Source organism: Geminisphaera colitermitum TAV2 (genome assembly GCF_000171235.2).
Taxonomy (GTDB): Bacteria; Verrucomicrobiota; Verrucomicrobiia; order Opitutales; family Opitutaceae; genus Geminisphaera; species Geminisphaera colitermitum.
In genome coordinates this window covers 16,661-32,652 of the sequence record NZ_ABEA03000176.1, presented here as the reverse complement: position 1 = coordinate 32,652, position 15,992 = coordinate 16,661, and the positions used below count along the sequence as shown (strand labels likewise).

The window sequence follows — 15,992 nt, the reverse complement described above, 5'->3', positions numbered from 1 at the left end:
TGTCCCCACGCGCGCCCTTCTCGAACATACCCGCTCCATGACTCTTGCCGATCCCACGCCCGACACCCTCCTCACCGCCACGGAAGCCCGCGCACTCGGCTGCCTGATTGAGAAAGAATTCACCACCCCCGACATTTACCCTCTCAGCCTCAATTCGCTGACCAATGCCTGCAATCAGCGCAGCAACCGCGCGCCCATTCTCACGCTCAACGATGGCGAAGTGGAACAGGCGCTCGATGGATTGCGTCAAAAACGCCTCGCCGCCCTTTTCTCTGGCGCCGATGCCCGCGTGCCCAAATTCCGCCAGACTCTCGACAACGAATATCCGATGGAGACCGCCGCCCGCGCCCTGCTGGCCGAGCTTTTGCTGCGCGGTCCCCAAACCACCGCCGAACTCCGCGCACGTGCCGAGCGCATGCATCCGCTGGCCGACCTTGCCGAGGCCGAGCGACTCCTCTCCGATCTGGCCGCACGACCGGCAGGCGCCCTCGTCCGTCTCCTACCCCGCCAGCCCGGACAAAAAGAACAACGCTGGGCGGAACTGCTCACCGGCGAACCCTCACTGCCTGCAACGCCGTCACTGGCAAACGCCTCCCTCCCCTCCCCCTCGCAGGTGCCAGCGGCCAGCAGTGTCCAGTCGCCGTCACCGGAAATCGAACAACGTATCGCCGCCCTCGAAAGCGAAGTCGCCAGCCTGCGCTCCGAACTCGCCGCTCTGCGCGCCGCCCTCGGTGACGCCTGACGGTGAATCGTTTTTCCAAGCATACGCGCCCCGCTTGACAGCTTTGCTAGGATGCACGTTTTCCAGCCAAGAATGCGGCAACCCGACCTGACTCGCATCCGATTTTTCTGCCACGCAACATGAGCCTCCGCCACCGCCAAGCCCGCCAGCCGAAAACATGCCGTGCGCATGTTGCCGCGTGGCTGCGAGGCACAGGCTGGCTTGGCGTCGTGCTCACGCTCGTGCTTGCCGTCGGTTCGGTGAGCCCGGATGCACACGCATGGTTTCACGGATACGGCGAACGAACTCACCTCGCATCCACTCCCCACGGGCACGATCATTCCCACGCCGGCACTCATCATGCCCCGGCGGACGACGCCCGTTCCACCACCCCTGTCCCTGACGATGACGCAGGCTGCGTCATTACACTATTTTCCCACGGTATCCTCAACCTGAGCGCGGCCTTTGCCCTCCTGGTTGAGATGGGAACGGTCAAAACCGTTCCCATCACGCCGCAGGATTGGATTGCGCCGGCTCCGCCGCGCCTCACCCACCTGCACACGCACGCCCCGCCCGCGGCCTGACAAGCGCGTTATACCATTTAAGTTCCGGAGGTAGGGACGTCGCTTGCGACGCCCGCGCCAGCCGGATGGACTTGCGAAACCCCAAGCTCTTCGCGGGCTTCGCAAACGAAGCCCCTACGGGGGCGGCAGTTCACCAAAAACATCCATTTCACACAAAACATGAATCATCTTTTCACAAAACACACCACGCTGTCGGTTCTTGCCGCCAGCCTTCTCTCACTCGCCGCCCCGCAACTCGCGGCGCAAGGCGTCTATACCTACGGTCATGGCGACATCGGCGTCGCCTACGAAGACGGTGCTCTTGAGCCTCACTGGCACTTGGGCGGCGCCGCGGTTGTCAACGGAGCCGCCTTGGGCGGCGACGGCGGTGAGTTTGCGCCCAATGAAATTGTCGCGTTCGGCGTCGATACACTCACGGTAAGTTCAGCCAATGCCACGGCGCTGGGCAACCTGCTGGGTGTTTCACTTGGCGATAGCATTTACATCCTCGGTTCCGATTACGACCAGCCCAACCTCGGTTGGGCCTCGGAAGAATTGGACCCTGCGGATTGGACGAGCGCCAACATCAGCGTCACCCTTAACATTGCCAGCTTCACCGGTCCGGGACAGTTCGCCCTGTTTCGTCTCGATGAGGACGACGCCTCGATTTCCAGCGCCCGTTTTTCCACCTACAATGCCAGTGCAACGACGGGGAACAACGTGCTTAACGTGCCCATCGGCGGCCATACTCACTACGCGTTTGGCTTCACCGAAGCCGGTTACTACGAACTGGACCTGACCTTCAGCGGCACACATGCCACCGACGGCCTTGTCACGACGAATGGAACTTTTGGCATTTGGGTCGGCACGACTCCGGCGGTTCCCGAACCGGCGACCTATGCCATCCTCCTTGGCGTAGCCGGATTGCTCTTCGCGCTCAACCGCGTGCGCCTCCGTCGCAAGGCGGGCAACCCGTTCAACCAACATTAACTGACTGATGTTACGCAGACGAAGCAAGGAGCGGCGGTCTCCAGGCCGCCGGGCGAGGCGCAACGCGCCTCGCCTCAGGGATTACGTCCATCAGAGAGGCGGTGCTTCGCACCGTCCGGCGGCCTGGAGACCGCCGCTCCTTGGCTTCACTCTGGTCGAACTCCTTGTCGTCCTTGTCATCATCGGCGTTTTGGCGGCGGTCATCATCCCTGTTGCCGCAGGCGCGCGCATGGTGGCCAGACGGGCCTCCTGCATGTCCAACATGCGGCAACTCGGCGCCGCCATGCTCCTCTATGCCGGCGACAACAAAGACAATCTGCCGGTCACCACGCACAACGCCGATGACTACACGCAGACATGGATTTATCTGCTGAGACCCTACGTGGGCAACATGGACGCAATCCGTGTCTGCCCGGCCGAGTCATCGGAGCGGAAGAAAAAAATCATCGACAACATGGGGACCAGCTACGTGCTCAACGACCGGGTCGTGGAGCGAAAGGCTTATCGCCGGCTCACCGGCATCCCCAATCCCTCCCGCACATTGCTGATGTGCATTCTTTCGGAATCCAAAAATCCCACCACCACCTGGGATCATATTCATGGAGGCGCGTGGAGGGATTGGAGCGGCGTGATCGACGACATCGATCCCAACCGTCACCGGCTCGGAGCCCAGACGGCCAACAAGCTCAACGGCTCGTCCAACTACCTTTACGCCGACGGTCACGTGCAAAACATCAAGGCCAGCGACCTGAAAAGGCTCGTCGATTCCGGCATCAATCCCGCCGAGGTGCCGGAGTAGTTTTTTCGTCAAACCAAACCGCCCTCCGAAAAAAACACACCGACGGCTGGTGCGCGCCTTTGCCTCCCAGCCGTTTTACGCAAACCCAACCCGGCGGTTTCAACTCGATCTCGCCGGGCATCTCAAACACCACCACCGGATCAGCCCCCCCCCCCCCCCCCTGCCCTGCTGCATCGTCAAACCAACGGCCCTCGTCCATGCGGGCGAAAAGCCGCAGGCCGATCTCCGGGATAATTTCGTAGGGCGGGTCTATGAAAATCAAATCGGGCCCCGCGCTGTCGCCGGGGGGGGGGGGGGGGGGGAGACCACCGGCGTGCGGAGTCCAGGCGAGGACATCCGACGCGAGCACGCGCATCGCCGACGGGTCGCGCTTCACGCTGCGGGCGACAGCCTCGATGTTGCGGGCGATGCAAGCGCAGGCGCGGTTGTCCTTCTCCACAAATACACCACCCGCCGCGCCCCGGCTGAACGCCTCCAGCCCGTAGCCGCCGCTGCCGGCAAAGAGGTCAACAAAACGCGCCCCCGGCACGCGCGCCGCCAGACTGGAAAACACGGCCTGCCTCATGCCGTCCGTCGCCGGTCGGGTGCGGTCGCCTTTGGGCGTTTGCAGTGTAATGCCGCGGGCGATACCTCCGGTGATTCTCATGCGTGTCGGATTCCCCCCCCGCTACTCGCGTTGCTCGGTCTCGACCTCCCCGGTCGTCAGTTGCACGAGTTCATGCAGCGACGAGAAATGCTGGCTCAGATCGAAGTCTCCGCCGAGGCCGCCAATGAGCTTGTCGAACAGGTCGCGTTTGGAGGCCTTGAGCGCCTCGATGCGTTCCTCGATCGTGCCGGCGGTCACCATGCGATAGACGAACACTGTACTCGTTTGTCCGATACGATGAACGCGGTCCACGGCCTGCGCCTCCACCGCGGGGTTCCACCAGGGATCGAGCAGAAAAACGTAGTCCGCCGAGTGCAGCGTGATGCCGGTGCCCGCGGCTTTGAGCGACACGAGCATGGCGGCGGCTCCGTCGGCATTCTGGAAGCCTTGCACGGGCTTGAGGCGGTCGAGCGTCATGCCGGTGAGTTCGTAGCGGGGGAGGTCGGGGAAGGAGTGCGCGAGGGCGTCGCGCACGCGGTTGAGCAGCATCACGAACTGCGAGAAGATGACGACCTTGTGCCCGTTGGCGATGACTTCGGCGAGGCGTTCGATGAGGAGCGAGATTTTGCCCGAGTCGGCCAGACGCGCGTCCTTGATCCAAGGCAGCATGTCGGGGTCGCAGCAGACCTGGCGCAGTCGCGTAAGCAGGGCGAGCAGGCCGAAGGATTTTTCTCGAATGGCCGCGCTCACGTCGTCGCCGAGGCGTTGCAGGCCCTCGGCACAAATGCGGGCGTATTCGGTGCGCTGCATTTCGGTGAGCGGGGAGATAAGCTCCATCTCGACCTTGGGCGGGAGTTCCTGCGCGACTTCGTCCTTGGTGCGGCGGAGGATGAAGGGGGCAAGTTGGGTGCGCAGGCGTTGCATGGTGGCGGCATGATCGGTGGCGAGCGCCGCCTCAAAGGTGAGGCGCGTGCCGAGGAGGCCGGGCAGCAGGTAGCGGAAGATGGACCAGAGATCGAGCTGGCGGTTTTCCAGCGGTGTACCCGTAAGCACGATACGATGACGCGCGCGGATGGCGAAACAGGTCTGGGTGACCTTGGCGTCGGGGTTTTTGATGAACTGGCCTTCGTCGAGCACGGCGTAACCGAAGGGGTGGTCGTCGAGCAGGGCGCGATGTTTGCGCAGTTGGGTAAAGCTGGCGATCCACACCTGCGGCGGCGTGGTGTGGCGGGCGTTGAAGTCGTTGCCGTTTTTCAGGAGTTCGACGCGGGTGCCAGGCCAGAAGCGTTCGATCTCCTCGCACCACACGGGAACGACGCTGGCAGGGCATACGACGAGCGTGGGCAGAGGTTTGCCGTCGTCGCCCGCAACAGGGCGCGTCATGAGGAGGGCGATGATTTGCAGGGTTTTGCCCAGGCCCATTTCGTCGGCGAGCAGGCCGTGGCAACCTTTGTCGCAAAGATGATGCAGCCACTCGACGCCGCGGCGCTGATAGGGACGAAGTACGGCGGGCAGATCGGGCGAACTGGCCGGGCGCTCCAGCACGCTCTGGCGCCAGGCTTCGAGTTCGGACGAAAGAGTGAGCGTGAGGCGGGCGTCGTTGAAGAGGGAAAAAAGGAGGTAGGGGGGGATGTCGCCTTCGCCGCTGCGACGGGTTTCCTTGACACTGCGCTGCCAGGCGGCGACGGAGGCGAGTTTTTCAACGGGCAGGGTGACGATGCCCACGCCGGGCAGCATGGCCGGGGCGCTGCCTCCGGTGCGCGTGACGAGGGCCACTTCGTCGTCCGAAAGAAGGTGCTCGCCGGCGCGGAATATCCAGCGCAAGTCGAGTCCGCCGCTGAGGTTGGAAGCACCCCGGCGGTGCGGGACGGCCACGGCTTCGATGGTGATTTCGCGCGAGGTACTGAGGAGGTTGGCGGTGATGGGGCAAAGCTCGGTCTCCACGAGTTTGTTCCAGGCGGGGAGCGTGGTCTTGAGGAAGTTTTTCACTTCCGCGACCGAGGCGAGGACGTAGGCGCCAAGGTCCTGCGAGAAGACGAAGTGCGCCTTACGAGCGTAGGCGGAGAGCCCGATGAGCTTGGCGCGCTCGGCTGAACTGGGCGGCTGCGCGGGAGTTTGTTGGGATTGCGCGGCCACACCGAGCGCCGGAGTGCGCGTGCCGTCGGTATTCACCCAATGGGCTTCGAACGCCAGCCCTTCGGCCCGCGTGGTAAACGAGAGCAACAGCGTGCGCGCTTCGCCGCCTGCGGCGGTGGCGGAAGAGACAGGGACCGACCGCGAGGTTGCCGCAACGGGAGGCGGTTCGGTGGCAGAGGCGGACTTGGAGGAAGACTTCGCCGCAGGCTTGGCAAGGGTGGCGCTGGCGGAGGGTTTTTTGGAGTTGGAGGAGTTGCCGTTGTTGGAGTGGCCGTTGCCGTCCGATGAAACGACCACGGATACAACGGGCGGGGTGACTGGCCCGCCCGATGCGGGATCGGAGGGCGTGCCGGAGGCCGGGGCAGGCTTGTCGTTGGGTGACGCGGCGGGAGCCGTTGACGACATGGGAAAGGGAGGCGCGGTCTCGGGGAGCGGCGAGATTTCGTCGGCCACAAGCTCTTCGATCTCGTGGAGACCGGCCACGGCCAGGGCGCGCGAGGAATCCGCATCCTCGGTCGAGGAGCGAACGGCAAGTCCCTTGGGGCCGCATTCCACGACGGTGTATTCGTCGCGCTTGTCCACGCGGCGATGAATGATGGCGTCGCCGGGAGTCAGTTCCAGTTCACGGACTTCTCCATCGCGGTAGATCCGGTGCCCGGCTTCGAGTTGGGCGGGAGTGAAGAACTCCTCCCAATTGCGCTCCAGTTGGGTGAACCAAAATTCAAGGGATTGTGGGGTGTAAATGCGCTTCGGTCCGTGGGATTGCATCCGTCGAAAAGGGGAAAACCTAGAACCCCTCCCGGCCCCCGCAATCCCTTTCTGAGATTCTTGCGCACATTGGCCGCTGGCATGAAAGAGGTTGGTCGTCATCGTTCGATTTCCGTCCTGATTTCCGCCCGGCCCCGCGTTGACAGGCCCGGCTTTGTGCTGCCTCGTGGACCTTTGTCCTATGTCCAAGCGCGCCGTCCTCCTCGTCAACCTCGGTTCTCCCGACTCCACGCGAGTCTCTGATGTGCGTCGTTACCTGCGCGAATTTCTCGGCGACGAACGCGTCATCGACAAGCCCGCCCAGCCCTTCCGCTGGCTGCTCGTCAATGGCATTATCACCCCCTTCCGCGCCCCCAAGTCCGCCCACGCCTACCAGCAGATATGGACCAAATCCGGCTCACCTCTCGTCGTCACGTCGGAGAGCGTGCAAAAAAAACTCGTCGAGGCGCTCCGCGCATCCCCCCCCTCCCCCCCCCCGGCCAATAACGATGCCGATCCCGCCGCGCCGCCGCTCGTTTTCCTCGCCATGCGCTACGGACGTCCGTCCATCGCCTCGGTGCTGGAGACCATTATCAAGGCCGGCGTCGAGGAACTGTTGTTGTTTCCCCAATATCCGCACTACGCCATGTCCTCGTGGGAAACCGTGGTGGTGAAAGTTTACGAGGAGGCCGCCCGTCTGGCCGCGCAAGCCGGAGCCGCGTTCGACAAAGCAATGTTGCTCGACACTGAAATTGCCCCTCCCCCCCCCCCCCCCCCCCTGCGCATCCAATGCGTGCGGCCCTTTTATCAGGATCACGATTACATCACGGCACTCCACGAAGTTTCCCGGCCCTTCCTGCTTAATAATAACACCCCTCCCTTTGACCACGTCCTCTTTTCCTATCACGGCATCCCGCAACGCCACCTGCGCAAAGCCGATTCGAGCAAAGCCCACTGCCTGACGGTGCCTGATTGTTGCAACACGTGCAGCCCCATCCAGGAAACCTGTTACCGCGCCCAAATCACCAAGACCACGCAAGCCCTCGTCCGCCGCGCCGGACTGCCCGACGGCAAATGGTCCATCTCGTTTCAATCGCGACTGGCGGGCGAACCCTGGCTCACGCCCTATACCGACCACGAACTCAAGCGCCTCGCCGCCGAAGGCAAAAAGCGCATCGTCGTCCTCACCCCCGCCTTTGTCGCCGACTGCCTGGAAACCCTGGAGGAAATCGCCGTGGCAGGACGCGAATTGTTTCTCCACGCCGGCGGCGAAACCTTTCAACACGTTCCCTGCCTCAACGATTCCCCGGCCTATATCCAATTTCTCGCCGCCCGCGTGCGCGCCTGGCTCTCCGGAGAAACCCCAACCGCCACACATCTCCGCGAGGCCGCCCGCGAATTGACCCCTGTTGCGTCGAACGCCCCCGCTGCCGCAGTCTGATTGCAATGTCCGCCCAACCAGCCGTGGCATCACCTAAACTCACCGTCATCAAACCGGCCATGAAGCCGAAGTACCTTCCACCGTGGATCGCCTTGGGAGGATTTTTGCTCACCCTTGGCGCCGGTTGCATCAACGCCGTTGGCTGGCTCGGACTCGGCCATCAGGCGATCACCCACCTCACCGGCACGCTCACACTTGTCGGCACCCAATTTGCGCGCAACAACCTGCCCGGCGCGTTCAACGCGCTATGCGTGGTCTTTTTCTTTTTCATCGGGTGCGTCGTCAGCAGCTACACCCTCCGCGAAACCACGCTCAAACTCGGACGCCGCTACGGGGCGATTCTGACTGGCGAAGCCGCGTTGCTCTTTCTCGCCGTATGGTATCTCAACCGCGGCAGCATCACGGGCGACTACCTTGCCTCGACCGCCTGCGGATTGCAAAACGGCATGGCGACCACCTACAGCGGAGCCATCGTGCGCACCACGCACATGACCGGCATTGTCACCGACCTCGGCATTGCCCTCGGGCACCTCCTGCGCCGCCAGCCCGTCGAATGGATCCGCGTGCGCCTGCACCTATCGTTGCTGGTCGGCTTCACGCTGGGCGGCATAGCCGGGGCGCTATTGTTCAACCTGATCAATTACAACGCGCTCCTCGTCCCCGGCGTCGTCTGCGGAGCCTGCGGCGTGATCTACATGGTGAAAAAACATCGTGAACGCCAGAAGCACAACCTCTGGATCACCCGCCGCAAACTCGCCGCCGAACGCCGACACCAGAAAAAGACACGCACGAAACAAACTGCGCTCAGCAGCAAACCAGCCGCCTGACGTGACGCAGGACGGCGTGCTAAAGTGCCCCATCAAAATTGGCTATAAATCACCGCACTCCAAAATTTTGTTTTTCCCCTTCCATCCTCGCTTCCCATGACCCGACCCGCCACTGCTCCCGCTCCCGAACACACTCCGCCCTCCCTACCCGAACGCGTCATGCCTGCTGTGCATCCCTGCGGCATCTTCCTTGAAAAACCCGCAAGCCTCTCGACGCCCGCCCCCGGCGTTCTGCTGATCGACTTCGGCCGCGTGGCCTTCGGCAACTTGGAATTCGCCCCGCCCGCTGGCGTGACAGGCAAAATCGTCGTGCACTTTGGCGAAGCCTTCGCCAACGGACGCATCGACCGCCAGCCGCCCGGCTCCGTGCGCTATCAAAGCACCACCGTCACCCTCGACGGCGACGCCCTCCCCTCCCCCCCCCTCCCCCTCGTCATCGAAACCTCCGCCGACGAAAGAAACACCAACGAACTCGCCGTCCTTCTCCCACCCGAGTGGGGCATTGTGCTGCCCTTCCGCTGGGTCGAGATCGAAGGATGGCCCGCAGACGCCGCGCCGCCCGTCGTCCGCCGCCGCTCAATCTACACCAAAACCTGGGACGACAGCGCCGCCGCCTTTGCCTCCTCCAATCCCCTGCTCGACCGCATTTGGGAACTCTGCCGCTACACCATCAAGGCCACCACCTTCGCTGGCGTGTATGTTGACGGCGACCGCGAACGTCGCCCCTACGAGGCCGACACTTACCTCAACCAGCTCAGCCACTACGCCTGCGACCACGATTTCAGCATGCCGCGCGACACCTTTGACTACCTGATGCAACGCCCCACCCGGTCCACGGAATGGGCTCCGCACATGGTGTTCGTTGCCCACGCCGACTGGCGCCACACCGGCGACACCACTTGGGTTGCCGCCCGCTACGAATCCCTCAAAACAAAACTTCTCCTCGAACGCGCCCGGCCCGATGGCCTCATTGCCAGCAACCCCGACCAAATCAAAAACGACATCGTTGACTGGCCCCCAGGCGAACGTGACGGCTACGTGTTCACGCCCGTCAACACCGTGGTCAACGCCTTCCATCTGCGCGCCCTCGCCCTCATGTCCGAACTCGCCCGCGCCCTCGGCAAAACCGCCGACGCCGACGCCTTCGATGCGCGCGCCCGCACCACCGGCGCAGCCTTCCAACGCCACCTCTTCGATCCCGCCCGCGGCCTCTACCGCGACGGCGAAGGCACCGACCACGCCTCACTCCATGCCAACCTCTTCCCCCTCGCCTTCGGCCTCGCGCCTGCGCAACACCGCGACGCCCTCGTCGCCTTTCTCACTGGCAAAGGCATGGCCTGCTCCGTTTATGCCGCGCAATACCTGCTCGAAACCCTCTTCGAAAACGACGCCGACGAAACCGCCTTTGCCCTCATCACTGCCGACGGAGACCGCAGTTGGAAACACATGATCGAAAGCGGTGCCACGCTCACATGGGAAGCCTGGGACCAGCACTACAAACCCAACCAAGACTGGAATCACGCCTGGGGTGCCGCGCCCGCCAACCTGCTGCCGCGCTACGTCGTCGGTGTGCAGTCTGACGCGCCCGGCTGGAAACGCATCCGCATCCGCCCCCACACCGGCCCGCTCGCGTCCTGTTCCGGCAAGATCCCGACACCTCTGGGTTCCGTCGAGGTTGAGTGGCGGAAAGACGCTGCCGCCTTCACGCTCACCTTCTCTCTTCCACCCGGCACCAGCGCCCGACTTGAACTCCCGGCCATCGGTAACAACTCCGTCCAAATCGACGGACGCTCCGTTGAGGCAACCCGCCACGGACGCCGACTCCACATCATCGGCGAATGGAGCGGCCACCACCGCGTCGAAGTGCGGTGACCTTTGGAGGGCGGGTCTCCCGACCCGCCGACGGCGTGCAACGCCGCCCTTCCGATCCCGGATGGGCGCGGCTACGCCGCGTCTGGCGGGTCGGGAGACCTATACGCGCTAACATCTTTTCAATCGCCACGCATTTCTTGAGATTATTTCAGCAGAAAACAGCGATTTTTAGATTTAAAAGGCTGGTTTGAATCAAAAAATGAAGAAAAAAACGAAACATGTTAGCGCGTATAGGTCTCCCGACCCGCCGACGGCGTGCAACGCCGCCCTTCCGATCCCGGATGGGCGCGGCTGCGCCGCGTCTGGCGGGTCGGGAGACCTATAAGCGCTAACATGTTAAGATTTGATGAGGATACGGTGGGGGATGCGCTTGCGAGGAGGGTAGCCGAGGGAACCGCGTAGGCGATGGCCGCAGAGAAGGAAGAGGCTTAGGGAGAGAGGGATGGCCAGACAAGAGAGGAGACAATCGCGAGCGAAGACAAACTCAGTCCATCTGGAGTTAGTCAGGGAGGATGAATCCCCAGGGGGAAAAAACCTCTGATTGGAGGAGGGATTTTTCGATGAGCAAGCAGGTGAGTAATTTGGCTTGGAGCCATGAGCGGGAGCTGAGGGGGTCTTTTTTTGGGACGTGGCCAGTGTTCAGGAGTGATTTGAGGCGTTTGAAAGCCAGTTCGATCTGCCAGCGCAGGCGGTAGAGTTGGAGGATGCCGCGGGAGTCCAGGCAAGAGGAGGGCAGGGAAGTGACAACGACAATGTAATCAGCCATGCACAGGCACTGGCAGGAGGGTTTGCGGCCGTTTTTTTTGGCGCTGAGCCTGATTTTGGCTCGTTCGCGTTGGGCGGCCTGTGGGCTGACGCGAAGGGCGCACAGGCGCAAGGCGGTGCCGTCCTTGAGGAAGACGGGCAGTTCGGAGCACTGACGGGAACGCAACTGGGCCAGCCATGCGGGAACGTCCAGCGCATGCCCCTGCTGGTCAAACAAGGGCAGACTGGTGCTGTGCCAGCGTAACAGGACCGCCCCCTGATGATCCATCACATGCCTGATCTGCGGGGCTCGGCAAAAATTCCGGTCGCCCAAAAACAAATCCCCCTTGCGCACCTTGTAACGGCACAGACTTTCGCCCCCCTTGTTGTCGGTCAGTTCGGCCTGTTCGCAAAACAGGCTGGGCAGTCCGATCGCATAATGCAGTCTCCAGTCCGTTCCGCTTGCTCCGGATTCCTCTATGGTCGTGCTGTCCACCGCCACCGCCGTCCACCCTTCCGGCAATCTCGACCACCTCGGCTGTCCGGCCTGCTGCTCAAGCAACCTTACGCTCATCCACCTCAGCCAACCCTCCGCGTTCCTCAGCCTCTTGAGCAACGCCACATCCGAGACCTCCGGCAACCCTGCCGCCGCCCCCCTCGCCACCGCATGCCTCAACGACAGCCCGCTCCCAGCGTGCATCAATATCAGCCTGAGCAACTCCTCCGCCGTTCTTATCCCCTTGGCCTGCTTGAACGCTCCTTGCTCCCTGGCCGCCACCTCCCACCCTTCCGGCAGCAGCCCCTTCACCAGCCCCCACTCTTCCGTCATCCATGTCTTTTTCATCCCACCTATCTACCCGTTTCCTCCTCCCATGTAAAGACAACATGTTAGCGCGTATAGGTCGGGAGACCCGCCCTCCAAGGGCTGCGCCAAAACCGAAGTAATCAAAATTTCCCGCTACGGCGCAACGGGCGCAACGCCATCAGCCTGCGGGTACCCCCTCAGCGTGGCATCCGTCGCGCCGTTGCGGGAAATCCTGCTGTTTTCTTCTCCGCGGCTCCGCGTGAGATATTTCGGATGGGCGCGGCAAAGCCGCGTCTGGCGGGTCAGGAGACCTATACGCGCTAACATGTTTCGTTTTTTTCTTCATTTTTTGATTCAAACCAGCCTTTTAAATCTAAAAATCGCTGTTTTCTGCTGAAATAATCTCAAGAAATGCGTGGCGATTGAAAAGATGTTAGCGCGTATAGGTCGGGAGACCCGCCCTCCAAATCAACTCAAGTTGACCGGATCGACGTCGATCACCTGCACCAGTTGCTCCGGCCACGCGAAGGTGGCGCGCAAACGCGCGAGGTCGGCGACGATGGCGCTGACATTCGCATTCGTGAAATACCAGAGTTGGTAACGATACTCGTCCTTGATCTTTTCAATCGGACACGGCGACGGGCCGCGCAATTCGACCCGCGCACCCAATTCCTTCTCGACGAGCTTGGCCCATTGTTCGGAAAAAAATTGCAGCTTTTCCGGATTAGGACCGCGAAACAAATGGTGGATCAAATGCCGCGCGGGAGGATATCCGAACGCGTTGCGCATTTTGAGTTCGGCCTCGGCAAAACCATCGTAATCGGCGTGACGCGAAAACTGAATCGCCTCCGCCTGCGGCGTGAAGGTTTGCACGATCACTTCCCCGGCTCTGTCGCCGCGTCCGGCGCGGCCTGCCACCTGCACGAGAAGTTGGAAGGTGCGTTCGTTGGCGCGGAAATCGGGGATGTGCATCGAGATGTCCGCATCAACGAGACCAACAAGCGTGACGTTGGGAAAATCGAGTCCCTTGCCGATCATCTGCGTGCCAACGAGGAGGTCGATTTTGCCGGCGCGAAATTCGGAAAGGAGCTGACGGAAGCGGTTTTTTTTCTGCATCGTGTCTGCATCCATTCTTTCGATACGCGCATGGGGAAGGACGCGACGCACGGCTTCTTCGACGCGTTGCGTGCCCATGCCGCGCCAGCGAATGTCGGGCGCGCGACAGGTGGCGTTGGGACACACGAGCGGGGCGGTTTTCTGGTATCCACAAAGATGACACCGCAGGGTTTCGTCGCTGCGATGATAGGTCAGCGATACGCTGCAATGCGGGCACTCCTCGACGTGGCCGCACTTGCGGCATTGCATGGCGCTGGAGTAACCGCGGCGGTTGAGAAAGAGGATCGTCTGCTCGCGCCGCTCGAAACGCGCTTGCATGGCGTTGACGAGTTTTTTGGAGAGCGTCGTGAAGCCGCGATTTTGCATGGCCTCGATGCGCAGGTCCACGATCTCGATGTGCGGGAGTTGGCGTGTGTCGATGCGTTTGGTGAGGCGAAGCAGCGAATATTTTCCGGCCTTGGCGTTGGCGTGGGTTTCGAGCGAGGGCGTGGCGGAGCCGAGCAGACAGTGCGCGCCCGCGAGTTTGGCGCGCATCACGGCCACGTCGCGTCCGTGGTAGCGCGGTGTTTCGTCCTGCTTGTAGGCGGGCTCGTGTTCTTCATCGACGACGATGAGGCGGAGATTGCGCACGGGGGCAAAAATGGCGGAGCGCGCCCCCACGACCACGCGCGCTTCGCCGGTTGCGAGCGCGAGCCAGCCGTCCATGCGTTCGCCGTCGCTGAGGTGACTATGCCAGACGACCACGTTGTGGCCGGGCGCAATGGCTTCGAGGCGTCCGCGCAAGCGCGCCACGGTCTGCGGGGTGAGCGCGACTTCGGGCACGAGAAACACCACGCCGCCGCCATCCGCCAAGGCGTCGTGCACGGCGCGTAAATACACCTCGGTTTTGCCCGAGCCAGTGACGCCGTGCAGCAGTGTGACGCCAAACTGACGCGCGGCGAGCGAGGCGCGCAGGGCGTCTGCAGCGGTTTGTTGTTCGTCGTTGAGATTGTGCGGGAGCGCGGCCACGGACTCGCCAGTTGCCCAGTCGTCGGCATAGGCAACGCGTTCCACGCGGCGCGTTTCTTCGCGGATCAGGCCGCGTTTCACGAGCGCGTTGCATGCCGCCGCCGTGATGCCGAGGCGCGAGAGAACGAGGGACTTTTTTTGCGGGCGAAATTGGTCACGAAGAAACCGATACAACTTCGCTTGCGCGGGGGCGCGGTGTTCGAGCCGCGCAAATTCCTCCGCATCGAGCGGCGCGGCGGACGTGGCCGGGGGGGGGGGGGGGGGGGGAGGGAGGCGCGGCGAGGGAGAGATATTTTTCGTATTTCAAACCCGCGGCGTGGCGCACGGCGGCAGGCAACATTGTTTCGATGATTCCGTCGAGCGGCGCGGCGTAATAGCCCGCCATCCAACGCGCCAGTTGCAACAAGTCGGGCGGCAACGCGGGGAATGGATACACGAAGGCGGAGAGCGTTTTGAGTTTTTCGACCGGAAAATCCAGCCCCCCCCCCCCCTCTCCGATCTCCAGCATCTCGCCGACGATGCCGAGTCGCAGACCATTGAGGATCGGCACGCGCACCAGCATCCCGACCTGCGCCTGTTCGCGCAGAGACTCCGGCGCGCGGTAGTGCAGGAGTTTGTCAAAGCCAGCGAGCGGATGAACGCCAACGGTCATCATGGTCGTTGCAGGGTGCTTGCCCGTTGTTGCCAGCGCAGCGCTCATTGCGGACGGAACCCGTCGCGCCACGCCTTGCCCTGCTCCAGTTGCTGCCGGACGGCGTTCCAGTCGTGGCTGGCCAGCGCCGCCTGAAAGTCCTGCAACTGCGTTTGAAACCGCTCCAGCGCGCGCAGCACCGGGTCGCGATTTTGCTGAAAAATCTCCACCCACATCGTCGCATCACTGGCGGCGATCCGGGTCGTGTCGCGCAGGCCGTTGCCCGCCAGATGCCGCCACTCGCCGGGGCGTCCCGCCAGCGCATTCGCCAGCACCGTGGCCACGGCCTGCGGCATGTGACTGATGTGCGCCACCACCTCGTCGTGCTGCTCGGGTGGCAAGGTGGTCACCGTGCTCCCCGCATCCCGCCAGAACTGGCTCACTCCGCGAACCGCCTCATCAGGCGTGCCCGGCAACGGCGTCACAAAGCACATCCGTTTTTCAAACAAGGTCGCGCTCCCGTGAATCCAGCCCGTCTTCTCGCCACCGGCCATCGGATGCGACCCGACAAACACCGCCTCGCGCCCGGAGCCCGCGCCGCGCGCCGCCTCTTGCAACGCCGCCGCCGCCTCGCGGCACACCCGTGCCTTCACACTGCCCACGTCCGTCACCCACGTCCCTGCGGGCACATGAGGCGCGATCCGTCCGGCCAGTTCGATGATCGCCTCCACCGGGGCAGCCAGCACCACCAGCGACCTCCCGCCCCCTCCGCCGCTCCCTCCCGCCTCGCGCACCGCCTCCTCCGGCGTCGCCGCCACGGCGTCGCACCAAGGCTGGCACCTCAACTCCGCGCGTGTCTCCGGTCGGCGCGACCACAGGGTGATGCGCCGGGCCAGTCCGCGGGCGCGTGCCGCCATGGCCACGGAGCCCCCCAGCAAACCGGGGGCGAGGATGACGAGGTGTTCGATGCTCACGACGCCTGAAAAACGAGAAGCCGCCCCCGTTG

At 63.1% G+C, this 15,992-nt stretch carries 13 protein-coding genes; 7 read left to right on the top strand and 6 right to left on the bottom strand.

Translation table 11 applies throughout. The annotated features are described in order from the left end of the window. Positions 1 to 37: 37 nt before the first annotated feature. The 4 genes from OBACDRAFT_RS20105 (at position 38) to OBACDRAFT_RS20090 (ending at position 3,073) form a co-directional block, all read left to right on the top strand. Positions 38 to 742, top strand: coding sequence for a YceH family protein (locus OBACDRAFT_RS20105; protein ID WP_043588782.1), 705 nt, complete (start codon positions 38 to 40; stop codon positions 740 to 742). 119 nt (positions 743 to 861) lie between these two features. Further along, complete coding sequence (locus tag OBACDRAFT_RS20100) at positions 862 to 1,305, top strand: hypothetical protein (RefSeq protein ID WP_052362299.1); 444 nt, start codon at positions 862 to 864, stop codon at positions 1,303 to 1,305. Between the two features lie 159 nt (positions 1,306 to 1,464). After that, a complete protein-coding gene (locus OBACDRAFT_RS20095) occupies positions 1,465 to 2,274 on the top strand; it encodes a choice-of-anchor M domain-containing protein (protein ID WP_043588705.1) in 810 nt (269 codons plus the stop codon). Between the two features lie 7 nt (positions 2,275 to 2,281). After that, positions 2,282 to 3,073 carry a type II secretion system protein gene (locus OBACDRAFT_RS20090; RefSeq protein ID WP_081722223.1) on the top strand — a complete coding sequence of 264 codons (792 nt, stop codon included), beginning with the start codon at positions 2,282 to 2,284 and terminating at the stop codon, positions 3,071 to 3,073. Here OBACDRAFT_RS20090 and OBACDRAFT_RS20085 read toward each other — a convergent pair. Together OBACDRAFT_RS20085 and OBACDRAFT_RS20080 are read right to left on the bottom strand one after the other, a co-directional pair. Further along, a complete protein-coding gene (locus tag OBACDRAFT_RS20085) occupies positions 3,048 to 3,719 on the bottom strand; it encodes an RsmD family RNA methyltransferase (RefSeq protein WP_052362298.1) in 672 nt (223 codons plus the stop codon). The genes OBACDRAFT_RS20090 and OBACDRAFT_RS20085 overlap by 26 nt on opposite strands. A gap of 21 nt (positions 3,720 to 3,740) precedes the next feature. Continuing rightward, positions 3,741 to 6,563 (bottom strand): DEAD/DEAH box helicase, encoded by a 2,823-nt coding sequence (locus OBACDRAFT_RS20080; RefSeq protein WP_043588703.1) that lies wholly within the window; start codon positions 6,561 to 6,563, stop codon positions 3,741 to 3,743. 181 nt (positions 6,564 to 6,744) lie between these two features. Between OBACDRAFT_RS20080 and OBACDRAFT_RS20075 the strand changes: the two genes are divergently transcribed. From OBACDRAFT_RS20075 to OBACDRAFT_RS20065, 3 genes are all read left to right on the top strand, one after another. Then, on the top strand, positions 6,745 to 7,983 hold the full coding sequence (locus tag OBACDRAFT_RS20075) for a ferrochelatase (protein WP_052362297.1): 1,239 nt from the start codon (positions 6,745 to 6,747) through the stop codon (positions 7,981 to 7,983). 5 nt (positions 7,984 to 7,988) lie between these two features. After that, complete coding sequence (locus OBACDRAFT_RS20070) at positions 7,989 to 8,810, top strand: YoaK family protein (protein WP_052362296.1); 822 nt, start codon at positions 7,989 to 7,991, stop codon at positions 8,808 to 8,810. Positions 8,811 to 8,906: 96 nt separating this feature from the next. Further along, positions 8,907 to 10,682 carry an alpha-L-rhamnosidase-related protein gene (locus tag OBACDRAFT_RS20065; RefSeq protein ID WP_052362295.1) on the top strand — a complete coding sequence of 592 codons (1,776 nt, stop codon included), beginning with the start codon at positions 8,907 to 8,909 and terminating at the stop codon, positions 10,680 to 10,682. Between the two features lie 499 nt (positions 10,683 to 11,181). On the opposite strand, the gene OBACDRAFT_RS27010 is transcribed toward OBACDRAFT_RS20065, so the two are convergent. The 4 genes from OBACDRAFT_RS27010 to OBACDRAFT_RS20045 all read right to left on the bottom strand — a co-directional run bounded on the left by OBACDRAFT_RS27010 (position 11,182) and on the right by OBACDRAFT_RS20045 (position 15,960). After that, positions 11,182 to 12,270, bottom strand: coding sequence for an IS4 family transposase (locus OBACDRAFT_RS27010; RefSeq protein ID WP_081721811.1), 1,089 nt, complete (start codon positions 12,268 to 12,270; stop codon positions 11,182 to 11,184). A 429-nt stretch (positions 12,271 to 12,699) separates the two neighbouring features. Beyond that, a complete protein-coding gene (gene priA / locus OBACDRAFT_RS20050) occupies positions 12,700 to 14,529 on the bottom strand; it encodes a replication restart helicase PriA (RefSeq protein WP_232767450.1) in 1,830 nt (609 codons plus the stop codon). After that, positions 14,510 to 15,055, bottom strand: a complete 546-nt coding sequence (locus OBACDRAFT_RS30190) for a primosomal protein N' family DNA-binding protein (protein ID WP_232767441.1) — start codon at positions 15,053 to 15,055, stop codon at positions 14,510 to 14,512. The genes priA and OBACDRAFT_RS30190 overlap by 20 nt, the downstream gene beginning before the upstream one ends. Continuing rightward, positions 15,052 to 15,960 carry a prephenate dehydrogenase gene (locus tag OBACDRAFT_RS20045; RefSeq protein WP_043588775.1) on the bottom strand — a complete coding sequence of 303 codons (909 nt, stop codon included), beginning with the start codon at positions 15,958 to 15,960 and terminating at the stop codon, positions 15,052 to 15,054. Before OBACDRAFT_RS20045 ends, OBACDRAFT_RS30190 begins: the two co-directional genes overlap by 4 nt. Positions 15,961 to 15,992 lie beyond the last annotated feature (32 nt).